General features: G+C 67.7%; 18 protein-coding genes. 3 read left to right on the top strand and 15 right to left on the bottom strand.

Going from position 1 to position 20,505, the window contains the following annotated elements:
• Positions 1-48: 48 nt before the first annotated feature.
• The 10 genes from groL to G6N27_RS21595 form a co-directional block, all read right to left on the bottom strand.
• A complete protein-coding gene (gene groL, locus G6N27_RS21640; protein ID WP_163779984.1) occupies positions 49-1,671 on the bottom strand; it encodes a chaperonin GroEL in 1,623 nt (540 codons plus the stop codon).
• Between the two features lie 77 nt (positions 1,672-1,748).
• Positions 1,749-2,051 carry a co-chaperone GroES gene (groES, locus tag G6N27_RS21635; protein ID WP_163779981.1) on the bottom strand — a complete coding sequence of 101 codons (303 nt, stop codon included), beginning with the start codon at positions 2,049-2,051 and terminating at the stop codon, positions 1,749-1,751.
• 187 nt (positions 2,052-2,238) lie between these two features.
• Positions 2,239-3,264 carry a tRNA (adenosine(37)-N6)-threonylcarbamoyltransferase complex transferase subunit TsaD gene (tsaD, locus tag G6N27_RS21630; protein WP_163779979.1) on the bottom strand — a complete coding sequence of 342 codons (1,026 nt, stop codon included), beginning with the start codon at positions 3,262-3,264 and terminating at the stop codon, positions 2,239-2,241.
• Positions 3,261-3,728, bottom strand: a complete 468-nt coding sequence (rimI, locus tag G6N27_RS21625) for a ribosomal protein S18-alanine N-acetyltransferase (protein ID WP_163779977.1) — start codon at positions 3,726-3,728, stop codon at positions 3,261-3,263. The genes tsaD and rimI overlap by 4 nt, the downstream gene beginning before the upstream one ends.
• Positions 3,725-4,357, bottom strand: a complete 633-nt coding sequence (gene tsaB / locus G6N27_RS21620; RefSeq protein WP_232064738.1) for a tRNA (adenosine(37)-N6)-threonylcarbamoyltransferase complex dimerization subunit type 1 TsaB — start codon at positions 4,355-4,357, stop codon at positions 3,725-3,727. The genes rimI and tsaB overlap by 4 nt, the downstream gene beginning before the upstream one ends.
• Entirely contained in the window at positions 4,354-4,818 is a 465-nt protein-coding gene (gene tsaE, locus G6N27_RS21615; protein ID WP_163779972.1) for a tRNA (adenosine(37)-N6)-threonylcarbamoyltransferase complex ATPase subunit type 1 TsaE, read from the bottom strand. Before tsaE ends, tsaB begins: the two co-directional genes overlap by 4 nt.
• Positions 4,811-5,902 carry an alpha/beta fold hydrolase gene (locus tag G6N27_RS21610; RefSeq protein WP_163779971.1) on the bottom strand — a complete coding sequence of 364 codons (1,092 nt, stop codon included), beginning with the start codon at positions 5,900-5,902 and terminating at the stop codon, positions 4,811-4,813. Before G6N27_RS21610 ends, tsaE begins: the two co-directional genes overlap by 8 nt.
• 26 nt (positions 5,903-5,928) lie before the next feature.
• Positions 5,929-7,083, bottom strand: coding sequence for an alanine racemase (gene alr / locus G6N27_RS21605; protein ID WP_163779969.1), 1,155 nt, complete (start codon positions 7,081-7,083; stop codon positions 5,929-5,931).
• Between the two features lie 87 nt (positions 7,084-7,170).
• Positions 7,171-8,556: a glutamate decarboxylase gene (locus G6N27_RS21600; protein WP_163779966.1), complete on the bottom strand. Its 1,386-nt coding sequence runs from the start codon at positions 8,554-8,556 to the stop codon at positions 7,171-7,173.
• 29 nt (positions 8,557-8,585) lie between these two features.
• A complete protein-coding gene (locus G6N27_RS21595; RefSeq protein ID WP_163779964.1) occupies positions 8,586-10,007 on the bottom strand; it encodes an NAD(P)H-hydrate dehydratase in 1,422 nt (473 codons plus the stop codon).
• A gap of 166 nt (positions 10,008-10,173) precedes the next feature.
• Here G6N27_RS21595 and G6N27_RS21590 point away from each other — a divergent pair, with 166 nt between their 5' ends.
• A complete protein-coding gene (locus G6N27_RS21590) occupies positions 10,174-12,105 on the top strand; it encodes a flavin-containing monooxygenase (RefSeq protein WP_163779962.1) in 1,932 nt (643 codons plus the stop codon).
• On the opposite strand, the gene G6N27_RS21585 is transcribed toward G6N27_RS21590, so the two are convergent.
• The 3 genes from G6N27_RS21585 to G6N27_RS21575 form a co-directional block, all read right to left on the bottom strand.
• Entirely contained in the window at positions 12,106-14,034 is a 1,929-nt protein-coding gene (locus G6N27_RS21585) for an alpha/beta hydrolase family protein (RefSeq protein ID WP_163779960.1), read from the bottom strand.
• Between the two features lie 134 nt (positions 14,035-14,168).
• Positions 14,169-16,037 carry a glutamine--fructose-6-phosphate transaminase (isomerizing) gene (gene glmS / locus G6N27_RS21580; protein ID WP_163779958.1) on the bottom strand — a complete coding sequence of 623 codons (1,869 nt, stop codon included), beginning with the start codon at positions 16,035-16,037 and terminating at the stop codon, positions 14,169-14,171.
• A 118-nt stretch (positions 16,038-16,155) separates the two neighbouring features.
• Positions 16,156-16,467 carry a hypothetical protein gene (locus G6N27_RS21575; protein ID WP_269474235.1) on the bottom strand — a complete coding sequence of 104 codons (312 nt, stop codon included), beginning with the start codon at positions 16,465-16,467 and terminating at the stop codon, positions 16,156-16,158.
• Between the two features lie 494 nt (positions 16,468-16,961).
• On the opposite strand from G6N27_RS21575, the gene G6N27_RS21570 reads away from it, so the two are divergent.
• Both G6N27_RS21570 and G6N27_RS21565 read left to right on the top strand, forming a co-directional pair.
• Positions 16,962-17,804, top strand: coding sequence for a dienelactone hydrolase family protein (locus G6N27_RS21570; RefSeq protein ID WP_163779954.1), 843 nt, complete (start codon positions 16,962-16,964; stop codon positions 17,802-17,804).
• A 37-nt stretch (positions 17,805-17,841) separates the two neighbouring features.
• Positions 17,842-18,885, top strand: coding sequence for an LLM class F420-dependent oxidoreductase (locus tag G6N27_RS21565; protein WP_163779953.1), 1,044 nt, complete (start codon positions 17,842-17,844; stop codon positions 18,883-18,885).
• A 9-nt stretch (positions 18,886-18,894) separates the two neighbouring features.
• On the opposite strand, the gene G6N27_RS21560 is transcribed toward G6N27_RS21565, so the two are convergent.
• The gene (locus G6N27_RS21560; RefSeq protein ID WP_163779951.1) at positions 18,895-20,214 is read right to left on the bottom strand and encodes a hypothetical protein; all 1,320 of its coding nucleotides are present in this window, start codon (positions 20,212-20,214) and stop codon (positions 18,895-18,897) included.
• Between the two features lie 2 nt (positions 20,215-20,216).
• A complete protein-coding gene (locus G6N27_RS21555) occupies positions 20,217-20,498 on the bottom strand; it encodes a type VII secretion target (protein ID WP_372513059.1) in 282 nt (93 codons plus the stop codon).
• Between the last annotated feature and the right edge of the window lie 7 nt (positions 20,499-20,505).

Here is a 20,505-nt window from a genome sequence, read left to right as displayed (position 1 = left end):
CAAAACACCCCCGGCCTCGCAGACCGGGGATGTTTCGTCGAGAGCTAACTAGTGGTGGTGATGACCGTGGCCATGCCCGTGGTCGTCGGCCTCTTCGGCCGGCTTCTCGACAATCGCCGTCTCGGTGGTTAGCACCATGCGGGCCACCGACGCGGCGTTGAGCACCGCCGACCGGGTCACCTTGACCGGGTCGATGACCCCGTCGGCGCCCAGATCGCCGTACTCCAACGTCGCCGCGTTGAAGCCGTGCCCGGCGGACTGCTCAGCGACCTTGCTGACGACGACAGCGCCGTCCTGCCCGGCGTTGGCCGCGATCCAGTACAGCGGCGCGCTGAGCGCGTCGGAGAACACCTGCACACCGGCGGCCTCGTCACCGCTGAGCGAATCACGCAGCCCGGCAAGCGCTTTGCGTGCATGCACCAGCGCAGAGCCACCGCCGGCGACGATGCCCTCTTCGACGGCGGCCTTGGCGGCCGCAACGGCGTCCTCGACACTTTCCTTGCGCTCCTTGAGCGCGGTCTCGGTGGCGGCGCCGACCTTGATCACCGCAACGCCGCCGGCCAGCTTGGCCAGCCGCTCCTGCAGCTTCTCCCGATCCCAATCGGAGTCGGTGCTCTCGATCTCGGCCTTCAGTTGCTTGGCACGGCCCGAGATCGCCTCGGCACCGCCGCCGCCTTCGACGATCACGGTGTCGTCCTTGCTGACCACCACGCGTCGGGCCGAACCGAGCACGTCGAGGCCCGCCTCGCGCAGCGTGAGACCCACGTCGGGGTTGACCACCTGACCGCCGGTGACGATCGCCAGGTCCTCCAGGAACGCCTTGCGGCGATCGCCGAAGAACGGCGCCTTGACCGCGACCGCTTTCAGCGTCTTGCGGATCGCGTTGACCACCAGCGTCGACAGCGGCTCGCCTTCGACGTCTTCGGCGATCACCAGCAGCGGCTTGCCGGCCTCGGCGACCTTCTCCAGCAGTGGCAGGAAGTCGGGCAGCGAGCTGATCTTGTCGCGGTGCAGCAGGATCAGCGCGTCGTCGAGGACGGCCTCCTGGGCGTCGAAGTCGGTGACGAAGTACGCCGACAGGAAGCCCTTGTCGAAGCCGACACCCTCGGTGAATTCCAGCTCGGTGTTCAGCGTCGACGACTCTTCGACGGTGACCACACCGTCGTCGCCGACCTTGCTGATCGCTTCGCCGACCAGGTCGCCCAGGTGCTCGTCGCGTGACGATACGGTAGCGACCTGCGCGATCTTGTCCTTGCCGGACACCGGGGTGGCCGACGCCAGCAGCGCCTCGGACACCGCGTCGGCGGCCTTGCTGATGCCCTGACCGAGCGCGATCGGGTTGGCGCCGGCGGCCACGTTGCGCAGGCCGTTCTTGATGATGGCCTGGGCCAGCACGGTCGCGGTCGTGGTGCCGTCGCCGGCGATGTCGTTGGTCTTGGTGGCCACCGACTTGACCAGCTGAGCGCCCAGATTCTCGAACGGGTCTTCCAGGTCGATCTCGCGGGCGACGGTGACGCCGTCATTGGTCACGGTCGGCCCACCAAATGCCTTGGCCAGCACCACATGCCGGCCACGGGGGCCCAGCGTCACGCGGACCGCGTCGGCGAGCTTGTCCACGCCGGCTTCCATCGCGCGCCGCGCAGTTTCGTCGAACTCAATTAACTTGCTCATGAATGTCCTTATGGCTAACGCGTGCCGCCCCGGAACTCACCCGTCGAAACGGGAAGCTCCGGGGCGGACACGGGCGCTTACTTGTTGACGACAGCCAGCACGTCGCGGGCGGAGAGGATCAGGTACTCCTCGCCGCCGTACTTGATCTCGGTGCCGCCGTACTTGCTGTAGATGACGGTGTCGCCTTCGGACACGTCCAGCGGAATCCGCTTGGAGCCGTCCTCGTCCCACCGGCCGGGGCCGACGGCGACGACTTTGCCCTCTTGGGGCTTTTCCTTGGCGGTGTCAGGAATGACCAGACCGGATGCGGTCGTGGTCTCGGCCTCGTTGGCCTGTACGAGGATCTTGTCCTCGAGTGGCTTAATGTTCACGCTCGCCACGATGGAGCCCTCCACTTAGTTGGTAGCAGGTCTGGGGCGGTTGCCCCGATTTACCAGGTGTTTCGGCTCTCGTCCGTGCCCAGGCGTCGTCGTCGCGGGAGCCGGCGCAGGGGGTTGTCCGATAGCCACCTAGCACTCTATACATGCGAGTGCTAGCACTCAAGGTCGGCCCGGTGCTTCTTCGCTGTCAGCTGACTTGGCCTTTTACGACGGGCAGGCCCGGGTCGCTGGCGACATCGAGCGGAGACGGCGCCGCACCGGCGGCCACCAGGTGCGCGGCGAAGGACGCGATCATCGCTCCGTTGTCAGTGCACAGCCGCAGCGCGGGGATCCGCAGCGTCATCCCGGCCGCGGCGCAACGCTCGGCGGCGAGCTCGCGCAGCCGGGAGTTGGCGGCCACGCCACCCGCGATGAGCAGCGTCGATACGCCCAACTCGGCCGCCGCGCGCACCGCTTTCATGGTCAGCACGTCGGCCACCGACTCCTGGAAGCCCGCGGCGATGTCGGCGGTCGGCGCGTCCGGATGACTCTCGACGTAGCGAGCGACCGCGGTCTTGAGACCGGAGAAGCTGAACGCGTGCGGCTCGTCGCGCGGCCCGGTCATGCCGCGGGGAAACACGATCGCCTCCCGGTCGCCGGTGCGGGCCAGCTCATCGAGCACCTTGCCGCCCGGATAGCCGAGGCCCAGCAGCCGGGCCACCTTGTCGTAGGCCTCGCCCGCGGCGTCGTCCACGGTGCTGCCCAATTCGACGATCGGCTCACCGAGCGACCGGACATGCAGCAGGTGGGTGTGGCCGCCGGACACCAGCAGCGCAACGCTCTCCGGCAGCGGGCCGTGCTGGTAGACGTCGGCGGCCAGATGCCCGCCCAGGTGATTGACGGCGTAGAACGGCACACCCCAGGCCGCCGAATACGCCTTGGCCGCGGCGACCCCCACCAGCAGCGCGCCGGCCAGCCCCGGCCCGATGGTCGCCGCGACGATGTCGGGCTTGGCCACGCCTGCCTTCGCGAGCGCCCGCCGCATCGCCGGACCGAGCGCCTCCAGGTGGGCCCGCGAGGCGACCTCGGGCACCACGCCGCCGTACCGGACGTGTTCGTCGACGCTGGACGCGACCTCGTCGGCCAGCAGCGTCACGGTGCCGTCTTCCAGCCGGGCGATGCCGACTCCTGTTTCGTCGCAGGAGGTTTCGATCGCCAATATCGTCGTGCTCACTGCGCCTCCCGTCGCATGGTGTATGCGTCAGCCCCGCTGATTCGGTAGTACCGCCGTCGCAGACCCACTTGGGTGAATCCCACACTGCGGTACAGCGCGATCGCGGGCTCGTTGTCGGTGCGGACCTCCAGATGGACGACGCCGCCGTCGGCGATGTTCAGCAGCTCGTCCAGCATTCGCCGGCCGATGCCGCGGCCCTGATATTCCGGGTCGACGCCGATGGTGTGGATCTCGTATTCGAAGGGCGGTGTGCGGCCCAGCCGGGAGATGCCGCCGTATCCGACGAGCTCTGTCGCGATCCGTGCGGCCACGTAGTGATTGTGGGTGGCGGCGAGTTCGCGGACGAATGCGGCCGTCGGCCAGGGGTCGTCGCCGGGAAAGAGCAGGTTCTCCAGCTCGGCGCAGCGGTCGGCGTCGTCGACCGTCAGGGCGCCGATGGTGACGTGCTCGCTGCGGGCGGTCATCGCTGAGCGGCTTCCCGCTCGGCGATGGTCTTGGCATCGGGTCGACGCAGATACATCGGCACCAGGGCCGGCGGCGGTGCCGACCAGTCGGCGACCGCGGCGACCAGCCCCGCCGCCGTCGGATACCGCGGCTCGATGCAGGGCAGTCCGAACAGCGCAGCATGATCGGGTGAGCCGGCCACCGAGCGAGCGGGACCCGGGTCGACGTCGGCGGGGGCGCTGACCGCCGGCCCGTCGGTGCGGACGCCGTCGCGGTAGCGGGCCCAGTAAACCTCGCGCCGGCGGGCGTCGGTCACCACCAGCAACTCGCCGGTGGTCAACGCGCCGATGGCGTCGAGGCTGCACACCCCGTACACCGGGACGTCCAGGGCATGCCCGTAGGCGGCGGCGGTTGCCATGCCGACCCGCAAACCGGTGAACGGGCCCGGCCCGCAGCCCACCACCACGGCGTTCAGGTCGGTCATGGTCAAGCCGGCATCGGCCAAGGCGACCAACACGTTTGGGGTGAGCCGTTCGGCGTGCGCGCGGGCGTCGACGGTGACCCGCTCGGCCAGGACGCTGCCGTCGGCGACGATGCCCGCCGTCACGGCGGGAGTCGCGGTGTCGATGGCCAGCACCGGCTTCTTCACGGAACGCTCCACTGCCATGTCGCAGTCCGGGTGTCGGAGTTGCTGATTCGCTCGAGACGGACGTCCAGGTGTCGCTCGGACAAGCGCTCGGCCAGGCCCTCGCCCCACTCCACGACGACGACGGCATCGTCGAGTTCGGTGTCGAGATCCAATGATTCGAGCTCGTCGAGCAGGTCGGCGCCGGTGTGGTCGAGCAGCCGGTAGACGTCGACATGGATCATCGCCGGGGCGCCGCTGCGTCGCGCAGGATGCACCCGCGCCAGTACGAACGTCGGCGAGGTCACCGGCCCGTCGACGTCCATCGCCGCGGCGATCCCCTTGGCCAGCAATGTTTTTCCCGCACCGAGCGGACCGGAGAGTACGACGACGTCGCCGGCGCGTAGCTGTGCGCCCAACTGCGAACCCAGTGCGACGGTGTCGTCCACGCGCGGCAGCGTCGCGAGACCAGACCTCTCAGTCACGGCGCAGAACCCGGTCGCGCAACCGCTGGCTGATCACCGCGAACCTGCTCGGCGTTGCGCGTTTCACCAGCCGCACCAACGCGCCGTTGACCGGTTCCGACTGGTCCAGCAGAACCAAATGTCCTGCACGCGAGACGATCACCAACTCGCAATCCGGCAGTGCCGCGGCCATTCGCCTGGAGTATTCGGCGGGCGTCACCAGGTCCCGGTCACCGCAAACGATCAGGGTCGGGATGGTGGCGAGTGTGGCCAGTCCCTTGGTTTCGTCGTGAACCTCCAGCGCCTGCAGGAACTCCACCATGGTCGGAATCGGGGTGCCGAGCATCATCTCCTCGGAGAACGCCGCGATGGTCGGGCTGACGTTGATGTTCGAGTACGACGCCGCCCGAAGAATCGGGCCGATCAGCGAACGCGTCGCGTTGCGGCCGCGGTGGACGAGTTTGGGCGCCGACCGCGCGGCACGCCGAACAGCTTCCAGCGCAGGGTTGTTCAGAATTTCGCCCAGCGGGGATTTGGCGACGCCTTCGGCTGCGGACGAGATCAACGCCGCCCCGGTGATCCGGTTGCCGTATTGCTGCGGGAACTGCCGGGCGTGCGACAACACCGTCATTCCGCCCATCGAGTGGCCGACCAGCACGATCGGACCGCGCGGCGCGATCACCTGCAACACGGTCTCCAAGTCCATGCCCAGCTGCGTCACGGTGTAGGTCTCCGGCGGAGCCGCACCGGATCGACCGTGACCGCGCTGGTCGTAGAAGATCATCCGGACCTGCGAGCCCCACTCCTCCGACAGCCGGATGCGCTGAAAGTGGAAGGACCCCATGCGAAGACAGAATCCGTGGGCGAACACCACGGTCAACGGCGCATCGGTGGGCCCGACCTCGCGCACCGCCAACGGCACACCGTCGGGGGTGGTCACCAGATAACTGCGGTCACCGTCGAGTGTCTCGAAATCTTCGTTGACATACGGGTCGTCGACCACAACACGACGAGTGACCGAACGCGCCACCGTGACTCCGGCGATGGTGCCGAGCGCACCCACGCCCGCCGCACCGGCCAGCCACCGTGCCAACCCCTTGCTCATGTGGGGGCTGTCGATATCCTTACCGCTCAATGATGTCCAGCCTCGCGGTAGGTCCTGGTGATGCGTCCCCGCGGACTGGTCACCACTTCGTAGTGAATGGTGTCCAGCAGGTCCGCCCACTCCTGCGCGGTCGGCTCACCCTGCGTGCCCGGCCCGAACAGGATCGCCTCGTCGCCTTCGGCGACGTCGACGTGTCCCGGACCGAGGTCGACCAGGAACTGGTCCATGCAGACCCGGCCGACACCGGGTCGCCGCTTGCCGTTGATCAGCACATCCAGCCGGCCACCCAGCGACCGGAAGACACCGTCGGCGTAGCCGATCGGCATCAGCGCAACGGTGGTGTCCTGCTCAGCGATCCAGGTGTGTCCGTACGACACACCCTCACCCGCTCGAATCGACTTCACCAGCGCAACAGCACATTTCACCGTCATTGCCGGCATCAGGCCCATGTCGCCCAGCGTCGGCACCGGACTCAGTCCGTAGACCGCGATACCCGGCCGGACCATGTCGAAGGCCAGGTCGGGACGCGACATGGTTGCCGACGAATTCGACAGATGCGCCACCTCGAACCGCACCTTCGCTTCGCGCGCTTGAGCCACGATGTCGCTGAACCGTTGTGCCTGAATGTCATTGATCGGGTTGTTCGGCTGGTCGGCATAGACCATGTGTGACATCACACCGCGCAGCCGGATGGCGTTGTCGGCGGCAGCCTGACCCAAGGCGCTCAGCATCGACGGATAGTGCGCCAGCGGCACCCCGTTGCGGTTCAGTCCGGTGTCAACCTTGACGGTCACCGCTGCGGTTCGGCCGGTTCGCCGGACCGCGTCCAGCAGTTCGTCGAGTTGCCGTAGCGAGGACACTGCGATCTGCACGTCGGCCAGCACAGCGGGGGCGAAGTCGACGCCGGGCGGATGCAGCCAGGCCAACACCGGCGCTGTGATGCCGTCGGCGCGCAACGCCAACGCCTCGTCGATGGTGGCCACACCCAGTTCGGCGGCGCCCGCATCCAACGCGGCCCGGGCGACCCGCGCGGCGCCGTGCCCGTAGCCGTCGGCCTTGACGACGGCCATCACCTGCGCGTCACCGGCGTGCTCGCGCAGCACCCGGACGTTGTGGGCAATGGCCCCGAGGTCCACCACGGCCTCGGCAAGCACGCCCGGGGTCAGGGATATCGCAGTCATTTCTCTGCCATTGTCCCAGAGGCCCGGTCGAAGCGGCCAAATGCCGCTGCCAGGCGGCCCAGTGACCGGTGTGATGGATGCGACGAATTAGTGCGCGAAGTGCTCCGCCGTGTAGTGACCGCTCGGCTTGAGCTTGTCCAGGCTGGCCAGCGCGGTGCGAGCATCGTCGTGCAGCGCGCGGGCCAGGTCGGCCGATAACCCCTCGCGCACCACGATGCGCAGCACCGAGATGTCGGTGGCGTTGTCCGGCATCGTGTAGGCCGGCACCTGCCAGCCGAATCCGCGCAGCTCGTGCGACACGTCGAATTCGGTGTAGCCCAGGCCGCGGGCCAGCCGGAAGGCGACGACGGGGATAGCGGAACCGTCCGAGATCACCTCACAGTGGTCGGCTTCATGCAGCTGCTGACCGAGCCAGCGGGCGGTCGACGACAAACTGCGCATGACCTCGATGTAGCCCTCCCGGCCCAGCCGGAGAAAGTTGTAGTACTGGCCGATCACCTGGTTGCCCGCGCGGGAGAAGTTCAGCGTGAACGTCGGCATGTCGCCGCCGAGGTAGTTGACGTGGAACACCAGATCCTCGGGCAGATACTCCTTGCTCCGCCACACCACGAAGCCGATGCCGGGATACGTCAGCCCGTATTTGTGGCCGCTGACATTGATCGACACCACCCGCGGCAGGCGGAAGTCCCACTTGATTTCGGGGTGCAGGAACGGTACGACGAAGCCGCCGCTGGCCGCATCGACATGCACCGGAACGTCCACGCCCCCATCGGCAGCCAGCTTGTCCAGCGCCGCACAGATCTCCGCGATCGGCTCGAGTTCTCCGGTGTACGTGGTGCCCAGGATCCCCACGACGCCGATGGTGTTCTCATCGACGGCAGCTATGACCTGTTCTGGCGTGATGACGTACCGCCCCTCCTCCATCGGCAGATACCGGGGCTCGACGTCGAAGTAACGACAGAACTTCTCCCAGACCACCTGCACGTTGGACCCCATGACCAGGTTGGGGGTGTGTTTCTGCCAGCCTTTGCCGATCTTCGCCCGCCAGCGCCATTTCAAGGCCAGACCTCCGAGCATGACCGCCTCGCTGGACCCGATCGTCGACACCCCGATAGCGCTCGAAGGATCGTCGTCGCGCAAATCTTCGGCGTGGAACAGGTCGGCGACCATACACACGCAGCGCTGCTCGATCGCCGCAGTCAGCGGATATTCGTCCTTGTCGATCATGTTCTTGTCGAAGGTCTCAGCCATCAGCCTGTCCGCCTGGGGATCCATCCAGGTGGTTACGAAGGTGGCCAGGTTCAGCCGCGAACTGCCGTCGAGCATCAACTCGTCGTGGATGAAGCGGTAGGCCGCCTCGGGGTCCATCGATTCCTCCGGCAACCGCAGTGCGGGCACCGGGGTGGTGAACATGCGGCCGGTATAGGCGGGCGCGATCGAGTGGGCAGGGACGGAGGGGCGGCTATGGGTCACGGGGGATCCTTTCGTTGGACGGCTGAGTGCTAGAGGGTGGCGAGGGCGGCGCGGATATGGCCGGCTATGCGCGACGCGGACGTCGGCGCGTCGCCCGGACCGGGATCGCCCGCCGACAGCGCGGCCGCGCGGGCGTGCACGAAGGCCGCGGCGGCCGCGGCTTCGACAGCCGGGAGACCCGAGGCCAGTAGCGCGCCGGTCATCCCGGACAGCACATCGCCGGACCCCGCCGTCGCGGCCCAGGACTGGCCGGCCGGGTTGAGGTACACCGGGCCGCCAGGGTCGGCGATGACGGTGACGTTGCCCTTGAGCAACACCGTGGCCCCGAAGGCGTCGGCGAGCTTACGGGTGGCGCCGACCCGGTCGTCACCGGGTGGAGCGCCGGCCAGGCGGGCGAATTCGCCGGCGTGCGGGGTCAGCAGGGTGGGGGCGCGACGAGCGGCGAGCATGTCGGGGTGTGCGGCCAGGATCGTCAGAGCGTCGGCGTCGACCAGCACCGGCAGATCGGTCTCCAACGCGAACCACAGTGCGGCGGCGCCGATTTCATCGGTGCCCAGGCCGGGCCCGACCACCCAGGCTTGCACCCGTCCGGCCGCGGCGGGGGTCGGCGACGCGATCACCTCGGGACAGTGTGCGAGTACTTCGCGGTGGGCGCTGCCGGCGTAGCGCACCATTCCAGACGTTGCCGCGACGGCGGCGCTGGTGCTCAGCACCGCGGCACCCGGGTAGGTCGACGAGCCGGCCATCACGCCGGTGACGCCCTGGGTGTACTTGTCGTCGTGTGGCCCGGGCACCGGCCAGCGCGCAGCCACGTCGGCGGCGTCGAAGCCGACGACGTCGGTGCTCGGCAGGTCGAGCCCGATGTCGACCAGCTTGACCCGGCCGCAGTCGGCCAGCGCATGCACCGGCTTGAGTCCGCCGAACGTGACGGTCAACGCGGCGTGCACCGCGGGCCCGGTGATCGCGCCGGTCTCGACGTCGATACCGCTGGGGATGTCGACGGCCACCACCGGAATCCCCGCCTCATCGACGGCGGCGAACACCTCGGCCGCGTTGGGACGCAGCGGCCCCGACGCGGAGATTCCCACCACGCCGTCGATCACGAGATCGGTTGTCGCATCGACACTTTGGACGATGCGGCCGCCCGCCTTGCGGAACGCGGCCAGCGCCGCGGGATGGGTGTGCTCCGGTGCGAGCAGCACCGCGTCGGCGGCCGCGCCGCGGCGTCGCAGCAACGTCGCCGCCCACAGTCCGTCGCCGCCGTTGTCTCCGGACCCGACGACCGCGCAGACCCGGCGGCCGGCGACGCCACCGGTGCGGGCTTTCAGCTCCGCGATGATTTCGGTGGTCAAGCCGTAGGCCGCACGCCGCATCAGCACGCCATCCGGGAGGCTCGCCAGCAACGGTGCTTCGGCCTCGCGGATCCCGTCTGCGTTGTAGTAGTGCCGCATCGAAGCCAGCATTCCACGCTCGGACAACGATTCACACAGGACTCGGCTATCTGCGGGTACCCGGCGGCGACGGTCAACTCTTGATCGCCACCACGGCCACGCGTATCGTGATCCCGATTACGAGACCCTCGGTATCGTAATCGAAGACGCGAAAGGACCTGCCCTGGTGCGCAGCCGCTATGCGGGCCAACCCTTCACCACGTCCACCGCCGACATCGCCGCCGCGCTCGAACAGGTCAGCATCCCCACCCTGTTGCTGTCGCTGGTGCACATCACCGGCGACTCCCGCTTCATCCGCGACTTCAAACCCGCCGGGATCTTCCTCAACGAGGTCCAGGGGTTCATGTCCGAAGACGACAAAGCCCGTGCCCGGGCGGAGGCGTTGCCGGTGATCACCGACTACCGCGACCGTGGCTGCCCCGAATTGGACCCGCTGGCCCCGGAACTCATCAAGGAGATGATGGACTGGGCGGTCTGCGAGAACGTCCCCGACGACTATCAGGCGCTGCTGGCCGAGGAGATGGATCTCGACGGCGTCGACCCGCGCAAGCCGGCGCCACTGGACTCCGACCAAGCAGCCCACCTTCCGGTCGTCGTGATCGGCTGCGGCGAATCGGGAATACTCGCCGGAATCCGGCTGCGCCAGGCCAACATTCCGTTCACGATCGTGGAAAAGAACGCCGGTCCGGGCGGGACGTGGTGGGAGAACAGATACCCGGGTGCACGTGTCGATGTGGCCAACCATTTCTACTGCTACAGCTTCGAGCCGAGCAACGAGTGGACGCACTTCTTCGCCGAACAGCCTGAGCTGCAGCACTATTTCGAGAACGTGATAGACAAGCACGGCCTCGACGAGCACGTGCGCTGGCAGACCGAAGTCATCGCCGCCGAGTGGGACGACGAGGACGGCGTGTGGACCGTCACGACGCGTGCACCCGACGAGGGATTCACCACGATGCAGGCGCGCGCCGTCATCACCGCGGTCGGCCAGCTCAACCGCCCATATATCCCCGAGTTCAAGGGCGCGAACACCTTTCGCGGGCCGTCGTTTCACTCCGCGGCGTGGGACCACTCGGTCGACATCACCGGCAAGCGCGTCGCGCTGATCGGCGCAGGCGCCAGCGGCTTTCAGATCGCTCCGGCCATCGCCGACGAGGCCGAGCACGTCACCGTTTTTCAGCGCACCGCCCAGTGGATGTTTCCCAACCCGATGTATCACGACGCGGTCGGCGACGGCGTGCGCTGGGCGATGGACCACCTGCCGTACTACGGACGCTGGTACCGATTCCTGGTGCTGTGGCCCGGGTCCGACAAAGGCCTCGACGCCGCGCGCGTCGACCCCGCCTACGCCAACCAGGACTACGCGGTCAGCGAGATCAACGCCGCGGCCCGGATGATGTTCACCGACTGGATCACCAATCAGGTTGACGGCGACGAGAAACTGCTGGCCAAGGTGCTGCCGGACTACCCGGCCACCGGCAAGCGGACGCTGCAGGACAACGGCACCTGGCTGCGCACACTGCGACGCGACGACGTCGACTTGGTCCGCACGCCGATCGAGCAGATCACCCCGGACGGCATCGTGACCGCGGACGGGGTCAGCCACAAGGTCGATATCATCGTCTACGCCACCGGTTTTCGGCACACCGACGTGCTGTGGCCGATGACGATCACCGGCCGCGACGGCGTCGACCTGCACACCGTCTGGGGCAACAGGCCGTTCGCCTACCTGGGGATCACCGTCCCGCACTTCCCGAACTTCTTCGTTCTCTACGGGCCGGGCGCGCATCTGGCGCATGGCGGCAGTCTGATCTTCAACTCCGAACTGCAGATGCGCTACATCGACAGCTGCCTCGCGAAGCTGGCCGACCCGAACGTCCATTCCATCGAGCCGACCGCGGACGCGGCCGCCGCGTGGCACGAGCGCACCCAGGCCGAGATCAAGCAGATGGTGTGGTCACACCCGGCGGTCAAGCACAGTTACTTCAAGAACTCCGACGGCGAAATCCACACCGTCAGCCCCTGGCGGCTCAACGAGTACTGGGCTGAGACGCGCGAGCCAGACTGGTCGGCGTTCGAGATCCGAAGCAGGACATGACTAATCGTGTGCAGCGTCTAGCTCGACGAGCGGTCGCACGGCACCGAATGCGGAGTGCAGCCATTCGGTCATCGTGGCCGCCAGCGTCGCATGGTTCTCACGCTTGAGGATCGCGTGGCCGTCGTCGCCGAACAACAGGTAGCGCACTTCGCGACCGGCGTTTCGGAGCGCTTCGACGATCTGCTCTGATTCGCTCACCGGGACGTTGGTGTCGTTGGCGCCGTGCACCACCAGCAGGGGCGCGGTCAGCGCGTCCACCCGCCGCAGCGGAGACAGCTCTTCGAGCAACTCGCGATCGTTGAACGGATGACCGTATTTCGCGTAGGCGGCCTCGGCGATCCACTGCTCGGTGTTGCGGTAGAACGTGGTGAGGTCGCTCATCCCGCAGATCGTGACGCCAGCGGCGAACAGCTCCGGGTGGAAGGTCAACGCCGCCATCGTCAGGTAGCCGCCGTATGACCATCCCGCGCATGCGATCTGGTGCGGCTCGACCTCCCCGGTGTCGATCAGGAACTGCGCGCAGTCGGCGACGTCGTCGATGGCCGCGAATCGCTTCTCCCGGTCGTCGGCGTGGCCGAACGTCCGGCCCGAGCCGCCCGACCCGCGCACGTTGGGCGCCAGCACCGCGATCCCGTTGTTGACCAGATGCGGGAAGATCTCGCTGTAGTCCGGCCGGGACTGGCCTTCCGGCCCGCCGTGCAGGTAGACCACCGCGCCGCTCGCTGGTGCGCCGACGGGCCGGTACAGCCACGCGTTCAGCTCCAGCCCGTCGCGCGCCGGGATCGTCACCCGGCCGATGCCGACCGGGAAACCGGGCAGCACCGGACCGCGGCTGGGCTCGCGGTCGATCGGTTCCCATTGGCGCAAGCGCACATCCACCAACTCCACGGTCCGCGGCATCGACGGTCCTTCGACCGTCATCGCGACCATCGAGCCGCCGGCGCTTATCGACAGTTCGCTGGCCACCATGCCGGGCAACGGGATCGGTTCGTCCAGCGTGTAATCGGTGTACCGCAGAATCTGTAACTCGCTGCAGCCGTTGACGTTCCACAGCAGAGCGACAGTCGACAGGTCGTCGCTGACAACGAACTCGTCGAGCTCACAGTCGGGACGCTCCGCCACCACGAAATAGCTGACACCGTCCTGAGTGGCCACCACCTCCAGGAGCCGGGCGTGGTCGCAGCCGTTCTCGCTGCGGATCAGCGCGCGAACATAGCCGCGGCCGAACCCGCCGCCCCGGGTCGCCGAGCCGTTCTGGTTGGTCTTGTAGGTCTTGGCGGGGCGGTACAACTTCATCACCTCGCCGTCCGGCCCGCTGCGCAGACGTCGCGAGTGGTGGTCGTCGAGGATCACGCCGGCATCGGTCGTCGACCCCGGATCGGATGGCAGCAAAGCGATTTCGGTTCGGCCGTGCAGCATGATGAGTTCCCGGTAGCCGCGCGGCCCGACCCGGATCAGCGATGCCCCGGCCCACGCGTCGACCAGTCGGCCACCGGACCGGCGGTCCAGCACGGTACACGTGCCGTCGTTCGGGTCGAGCAGACACGACCGCCCGATGCCGTCCTCGCCGGTCAGGATGGCCGCCACCCGGACCCCGTCCCAGGCGATCAGCTCGGCGGTGCCGGCGTCTTCGCCGTCGATGCGCCGGGCCATCCGGTCGTCGGGGTCGGTGGTGACCACCCAGATCTGCTTGCGGCTGCTGCCCTCGGGCGCCACCTCACAGGCCAGCCACTGACCGTCGGCGGAGTGGATGACCCGGGACACCGGGCCCGCGACCGGCAACTCGACGTCCCGCGACGAGCTGGCCCGCCAGCCGCGCAGAAACCGTTGCACCGCACGCGGATAACCGCCGTCGTCGACCAGATGCGCGAATGCGGTGCCGTCCGGGGACAGCGATGCGCCGTACGTGGCGCGCACCTGTTGTCCCATCGGTTTTCGCCTCCCCGGAGTCTGGCCACATCTCTAATCCCCGACGAGCCTCGGCGCGTTACAACGGCGAACGGCTGCTACTCGACGGTGCCCGGATCGTCTCGTTCCTCCTCGCCGCGTTTCGCGGCGCATCGTCACTCTACGGTGACGGACTTCGCTAGATTTCGCGGCTTGTCCACATCGTAACCCCGGGCCTGTGCCACTGACGCGGCGAACACCTGCAGCGGGATGGTGGACAGCAGCGGCTGGAAAAGGGTTGACACCGCGGGGATTTCGAACAAGTGATCGGCATACGGGCGCACCGTCTCGTCGCCCTCCTCGGCGATCACAATGGTGATCGCGCCGCGCGTCTGGATCTCGCGGATGTTGGACAGCAGCTTGGAGTGCAGCATCGCCGAATTCTTGGGTGAGGGCATCACCACGATCACCGGCAGATCGTCTTCGATCAAGGCGATCGGGCCGTGTTTGAGTTCACCGGCGGCGAAGCCCTCGGCGTGCATGTACGCGAGTTCCTTGAGTTTCAGCGCGCCTTCCAGGGCCACCGGGTAGCCGACGTGGCGGCCGAGGAACAAGATCGTCGAGGCCTGGGCGAAACGGCGGGCGAGCGCGGTGACCGGCGCGATCTCGGCGATCACCCGGGCGACCAGCTCCGGCATCGCTTCCAGCTCACGGTATTCGCGCTCGACCTCGTCGGGGTACTTGGTGCCGCGGGCCTGAGCCAGTGCGAGGCCGACGAGGTAGTTGGCGGCGATCTGCGCCAGGAAGGTCTTGGTGGACGCCACCCCGATCTCCGGTCCGGCGCGGGTGTAGAGCACCGCATCGCACTCGCGTGGAATCTGCGAGCCATTGGTGTTGCAGATCGCCAAGACCTTGGCCTTCTGCTCCTTGGCGTGCCGCACAGCCTCCAGCGTGTCGGCGGTCTCCCCCGACTGCGAGATTGCGACGACCAGTGTGCTGCGGTCGAGCACCGGGTCGCGGTAACGGAACTCGCTGGCCAGCTCCACCTCGACGGGCAACCTGGTCCAGTGCTCGATCGCGTACTTGGCCAGCAGCCCGGAGTGATACGCCGTGCCACAGGCCACCACGAAGACCTTGTCGATTTCGCGCAGCTCCTGATCGGAGAGCCGCTGCTCGTCCAGCACGATGCGGCCGTCGACGAAATGCCCGAGCAGCGTGTCGGCCACCGCGACGGGCTGCTCGGCGATCTCCTTGAGCATGAAGTACTCGTAGCCACCCTTTTCGGCGGCGGCCAAGTCCCAGTCGATGTGGAAGGTCCGAGCACCGGCGGTGAGATCGTTGCCCTGGAAGTCGAAGATCCGGTAGCCGTCGGCGGTGATCGCCACGGCCTGATCCTGGCCGAGCTCGACCGCTTCGCGGGTGTGCCCGATGAAGGCCGCGACGTCGGAGCCGACGAACATCTCGCCGTCGCCGATGCCGACCACCAGCGGCGTGGAGCGGCGCGCCGCAACGACGGTGCCCGGCTCGTCGGCGTTGGCGAACACCAGCGTGAAGTGACCCTCGAGGCGGCGCAATACCGCCAGCACCGCGGCGGTGAAGTCGCCCGCGGTCTCGCCGTGGTGATACGCCCGGGCGACCAGATGCACAGCCACCTCGGTGTCGGTGTCGCTGGCGAACTCGACGCCGTCGGCCTCCAGTTCGTGCCGCAGCACCGCGTAGTTCTCGATGATGCCGTTGTGGACGACGGCGATCTTGCCCGCCGCGTCGCGGTGTGGGTGGGCGTTGCGGTCGGTGGGCCGTCCGTGCGTGGCCCAGCGGGTGTGGCCGAGACCGGTGCTGCCGGTCAGACACGCGGGGTCGGTCTCGGCGAGCGCTTCCTCGAGATTGGCCAGCCGGCCGGCGCGCCGACGGACCGTCAGTGTGCCGGCGCTGTCGACCAGTGCCACGCCCGCGGAGTCGTAGCCGCGGTACTCCATCCGGCGCAGCGCGTCGACCACGACGTCGAGGGCAGGCTGGTGCCCGACGTAGCCGACTATTCCGCACATAGCCCTTCAGGGTAGTGCAGTCGAGTCGTCGCGAGCCCCTTGCAGCGCAGTGCAGCCGCCCCGATCGGGACGGCTGCACTGTTCTCACCTGCAGGAAGTCAACTATCTGTTAACCGGCTTACCGGTGGTCATTCCAACCGGGACCACCGGGGTGGTCGTTGTCGTGGTAGCCGGGGCCGCCCGGGCCACGGCCGTTGTCCCAGCCGGGCCCACGGCCGTTGTCCCAGCCACGGTCGTTGTCGCCGTGCCAGGCGCCATAACCGTGCCAGTGGCCTTGGTCATGCGGGTCCCCGTCGCCATAGAAGTCGTCGTGGCACCGGTTCCAGTCCCAGTTGTTGCCCCAGCCCGGATCGAAGAACTGACCAGGGCACCAGTGGTAGTCGGGCAACGGGCCGGTCGGCTGCGCGTCGGCAACGCTCGCCGCGCCCACACCAGCAAGCCCTAGACCCGCGGTGATGGCTGTCGCAGCTGCGATTCGTTTGATGTTTATCACCCGCAACGGGTACCACCCGAGGCGTACACGCCAAACACTTCGCGGGCAAATTCTGTTATGAGTCGCTATGAATAGCCTTGGTATTACCTAAGTTTCAGTGGCAAGCGTCCGCTGCGCTGACGCCCGCGCAGACGCCTGACCGGCACGTTCCCTCGATTGGCAGCTCCGAAATGGAGCAGCCGCCCCGAGTTGGGGGCGGCTGCGTCAGCAAATCACAAATCGGTATCGATTCACGGATGCCAAGTGCCTATGCCGTGCCAGTGGCCCGCGTCGCGGGGCTCGCCGTCGAAGAAGTTGTCGTCGTGGCAGCGGCCCGAAACGCCCGTTCACCGCGTGTTGCCTGGCGATCCATTGTCAATCGGCTTGCCATTGCCTGACTCGCCTGGTCGCAGGCTAGTTGGGACGAAGACCGCGTGCGCTACCGTCAACGGGTGGCCAAGACCCGCACGCTCGTCGCCGCTCTGACCCGACGTGGGCCGCATCGAGTCTTGCGCGGGGACTTGGCCTTCGCGGGCTTGCCGGGCGCCGTCTACACACCCGAAGCGGGGTTCAACTTGCCCGGTGTGGCGTTCGGGCACGACTGGCTTACCGGAGTCGGGCGTTACTCGGGACTTCTGGAGCATCTGGCGTCGTGGGGCATCGTCGCGGCGGCCCCGGATACCGAGCGGGGATTGGCGCCATCGGCGTTGCACCTCGCGTTCGACCTGGGCACTGCGCTCGACATCGCCGCCGGCGTGCGGCTGGGGCCGGGCAAAATCAGCGTCCACCACGACAAACTCGGCGTCGTCGGGCATGGGTTCGGCGGCTCGGCGGCGGTGTTCGCGGCAGCCGGCATGAAGGTCAAACCCAAGGCCGTCGCGGCGATCTTCCCCACCGTCACCAGCCCGCCCGCCGAGCAGCCCGCGGCGTCACTGCGCGTGCCCGGCGTGGTGTTCAGCGCGCCGGGAGTGGCAAAGGCATTGCGGTCCAACGCGATTGAACTGTGGAAATCGTGGGACGCAGCCACGCTGCGGATCGTCAACAAAGCGCAGCCCAACGGGCTGGCCGAAGGCCGTCGACTGGGTACCGCGTTCGGTCTGGGCTCGCCGGATCGCAAGACGCAGAAGGCGGTCCGCGCACTGTTGACCGGCTATCTGCTGTACGCACTGGGCGGAGACAAGACGTACCGCGATTTCGCCGATCCCGACGTCCAACTGCCCAGAACCGTCGCGTTGGAGGACGACGCGGTACCCGTGACCCCTGAAGAGAAGTTCGTCGCCCTACTCAAGGGCTGAATTAATCAACCAACCGGTTGGGTGGTATAACGTGGCAATGAAAATCGGACTTACGCTGAACTATTCCGGCGACTTCAAAGAGGCCGCGGATCACGTGGTCGAGTTGGAGAAGGTCGGCGCCGACATCGTGCTGATGCCCGAGGCGTATTCCTATGACGCGGTCAGCCAGCTCGGCTACCTGGCGGCCAAGACCAACACGATCGAACTCGGCTCTGGCGTGTTCCCGATCTACACCCGCACGCCCACCCTGCTGGCGATGACGGCCGCGGGCCTGGACTACGTCTCCGACGGCCGGTTCCAGCTCGGCATCGGCACGTCCGGACCGCAGGTCATCGAGGGTTTTCACGGCCTTCCGTTCGACGCTCCGCTGGGCCGCACCCGCGAAGTGGTGGACATCTGCCGCCAGGTGTGGCGCCGCGAGCGGGTCAACCACAACGGCAAGCATTACCAAGTTCCACTGCCCGCGGAGCGCGGCACCGGGTTGGGCAAGCCGTTACAGCTCATCAATCACCCGGTACGGGAACGGATTCCGATTTCGATTGCGGCGCTGGGCCCGAAGAACGTGGAGCTGACGGCGGAGATCGCGGAGAGCTGGCAACCGATCTTCTTCTATCCCGAGAAAGCGAAGTCGGTGTGGGGCGAAGCGCTGGACGCCGGCATGGCCAAGCGTGATCCCGAGCTGGGCACTCTGGATGTGATGGCGGGCCCGTCGCTGGCGATCGGCGACGATGTCGACGACCGGCTCGAATGGCTCAAACCACAACTCGCCCTCTACATCGGCGGGATGGGGGCGAAGGGCCGCAACTTCTACCACAACCTGGCCACCCGTTACGGGTTCGGCGAGGTCGCGGACCGCATCCAGGACCTGTACTTGGGCGGCAACAAGAAGGACGCCATCGCCGCCGTTCCCGATGAGCTGGTCCGGTCGATCTCGCTGGTCGGCCCCCGCGGCTTCGTCGCCGAGCGGGTGGCGGCATTCGCCGAAGCCGGTGTCACAACGCTTCTCGCGACACCGATCAGCACGGACCGGCACGAATCCGTGCGCTTCGTCGAGCAGTTGCGCGAACTCGTGCCCAGCTGAGCCAGTGCATCACTGCCCCGCCTGGGGCAATTGATCTTCGGCGATCTCGCACGGCGTCGATCCGTCCGGCGGCGGCCCCGCCAGCGGCGCCGGCTGGTCGGCCGCAGGCGGGTCGATCGGCGGCGGTGCAGCCGGCTCGTTGACGGCTTCGACTGCCGCAGGGGGGCTTTCGGCGAGCTGCTCGACCGGTTCCTCCGGAACGGCGGTGTCGTCCGGAACGGTCGGCTCCGGATCGGCGGCTTCCTCCGGGTCATCCGCAATGTCGTCTGTGTCGACCGGCTCATCATCGAGTAGCGGGTCGCCGGAACCGGCGGCATCGCCCAGTCCGCCGGCCAGCGAGCCGATCAGGCTGCCGATACCGTCGACGATGCTTCCGATGACTCCCCCGATGCCCCCGGCGATACCGCCCAGACCACCCAAACCACCTGCGCCCGTGGATAATCCGCTCAGATCGTCCAGCGGTGTTCCCGACACCTCAGGTGGATCATCCGAAAGTGGCTGCGGCTCCGGCATTGTCGGTGACGGCTGGGCCTGCGCCGCCGCGGGCACCGTCGCGGCGGGACTTGCGATGTCGGGCAACGTCTGCGCTGTCGGGGCCGGACCAACTGGCTCACCGGACGTCGGCTGCCGCTTCGGGCCCAGCTCGCCCGGAATCTCGAAAGCCACCTCCGGCGTCGACGTCAACGCGTGGATGGCCGTGTCGTAGGACCGCGCGATCGACGCCGTCGTCGAATGCATCGCGGCCAGCCAATCGTTACGAATATCGTCGTCCACGTAGGGAATTACCTGCTGACGGATCAGGTCGTCAGCGACCGAACGGTCTCCCTCGCCCGTCACGACGGTGTGCGCTGCAGACAGCCAGGCCGGCCGCTGCGCCGCTCGGCGATCGTCGATGGCGACCGTGGTCGCGACTTTGCCGTCGACCAACTGCCATAGGTTGTCGCGCAGCGCGGCGCAGCCCTCAGCGGCGGATCGGACGTGCGCGGCCACGTCCGCCGCGACGTCGCAGTGGCGCTGCACAAAGCCCGCCGCGGCGTCAGCACCCGAACCTCGCCAACCCGCCGCAAGCTCGGTCACCTGCGTACGCTGCATGAAAAGCGCCTCCTCGACGGCATTGACCGCCGCGCGCAGCGTTGCGCAATCGCCGTCGAGCGCCTTGAGATCCAGCCCGGATTCGGCGTCGTACCAGTCCTCCACCTGGCCGGCGTGCGCGGTCAGGTCGGGCTGCTGATAGCCGAGCGCATGGCAGGCCTGCACGTAGGTCTGTGTGTGCTCGACGGCTTGGCGGCCCTCTGCCAGCCGCCCTGCCACATCCAACCGGTCGGCCATCGTCAGCCGATTCCCGCGGCGGCGTACTGGTCCGCTTCGCTGTAGCGGTCCGCGCTCGCGCGCAGGGTCGCAGCGACTTCTGCAGTGGCCCTTGCCCATTGCGTCAGCTCGGCGCTGAGCCGGTGCAGCGCGAACCTGATCGCATCGCCCTGGCCGGCATAAGCCCGCCCCGCGGTGGCTCCGTCGAAAGTCAACCCGCCGAGATGAATACGCACCACCGCGTCGATGCGATGTGCGGTGTCGTCGAACCGGTCCGCGACCGCGCGCACCGTCGCAGCGTCCACAAATGCG

Origin of the sequence: Mycobacterium cookii (assembly GCF_010727945.1) — a bacterium.
GTDB lineage: Bacteria > Actinomycetota > Actinomycetes > Mycobacteriales > Mycobacteriaceae > Mycobacterium > Mycobacterium cookii.
The sequence above is the reverse complement of the archived record's forward strand: the minus strand, read 5'-3'. Positions and strand labels throughout refer to the sequence as shown.

Coding starts and splice junctions, on each gene's coding strand:
- groL (WP_163779984.1), bottom strand. CDS start 1,671: ATGAGCAAGTTAATTGAGTTCGACGAAACTGCGCGGCGCGCGATGGAA.
- rimI (WP_163779977.1), bottom strand. CDS start 3,728: ATGACCGCCCGCAGCGAGCACGTCACCATCGGCGCCCTGACGGTCGAC.
- G6N27_RS21610 (WP_163779971.1), bottom strand. CDS start 5,902: ATGAGCAAGGGGTTGGCACGGTGGCTGGCCGGTGCGGCGGGCGTGGGT.
- alr (WP_163779969.1), bottom strand. CDS start 7,083: ATGACTGCGATATCCCTGACCCCGGGCGTGCTTGCCGAGGCCGTGGTG.
- G6N27_RS21595 (WP_163779964.1), bottom strand. CDS start 10,007: ATGCGGCACTACTACAACGCAGACGGGATCCGCGAGGCCGAAGCACCG.
- G6N27_RS21585 (WP_163779960.1), bottom strand. CDS start 14,034: ATGGGACAACAGGTGCGCGCCACGTACGGCGCATCGCTGTCCCCGGAC.
- glmS (WP_163779958.1), bottom strand. CDS start 16,037: ATGTGCGGAATAGTCGGCTACGTCGGGCACCAGCCTGCCCTCGACGTC.
- G6N27_RS21565 (WP_163779953.1), top strand. CDS start 17,842: ATGAAAATCGGACTTACGCTGAACTATTCCGGCGACTTCAAAGAGGCC.
- G6N27_RS21560 (WP_163779951.1), bottom strand. CDS start 20,214: ATGGCCGACCGGTTGGATGTGGCAGGGCGGCTGGCAGAGGGCCGCCAA.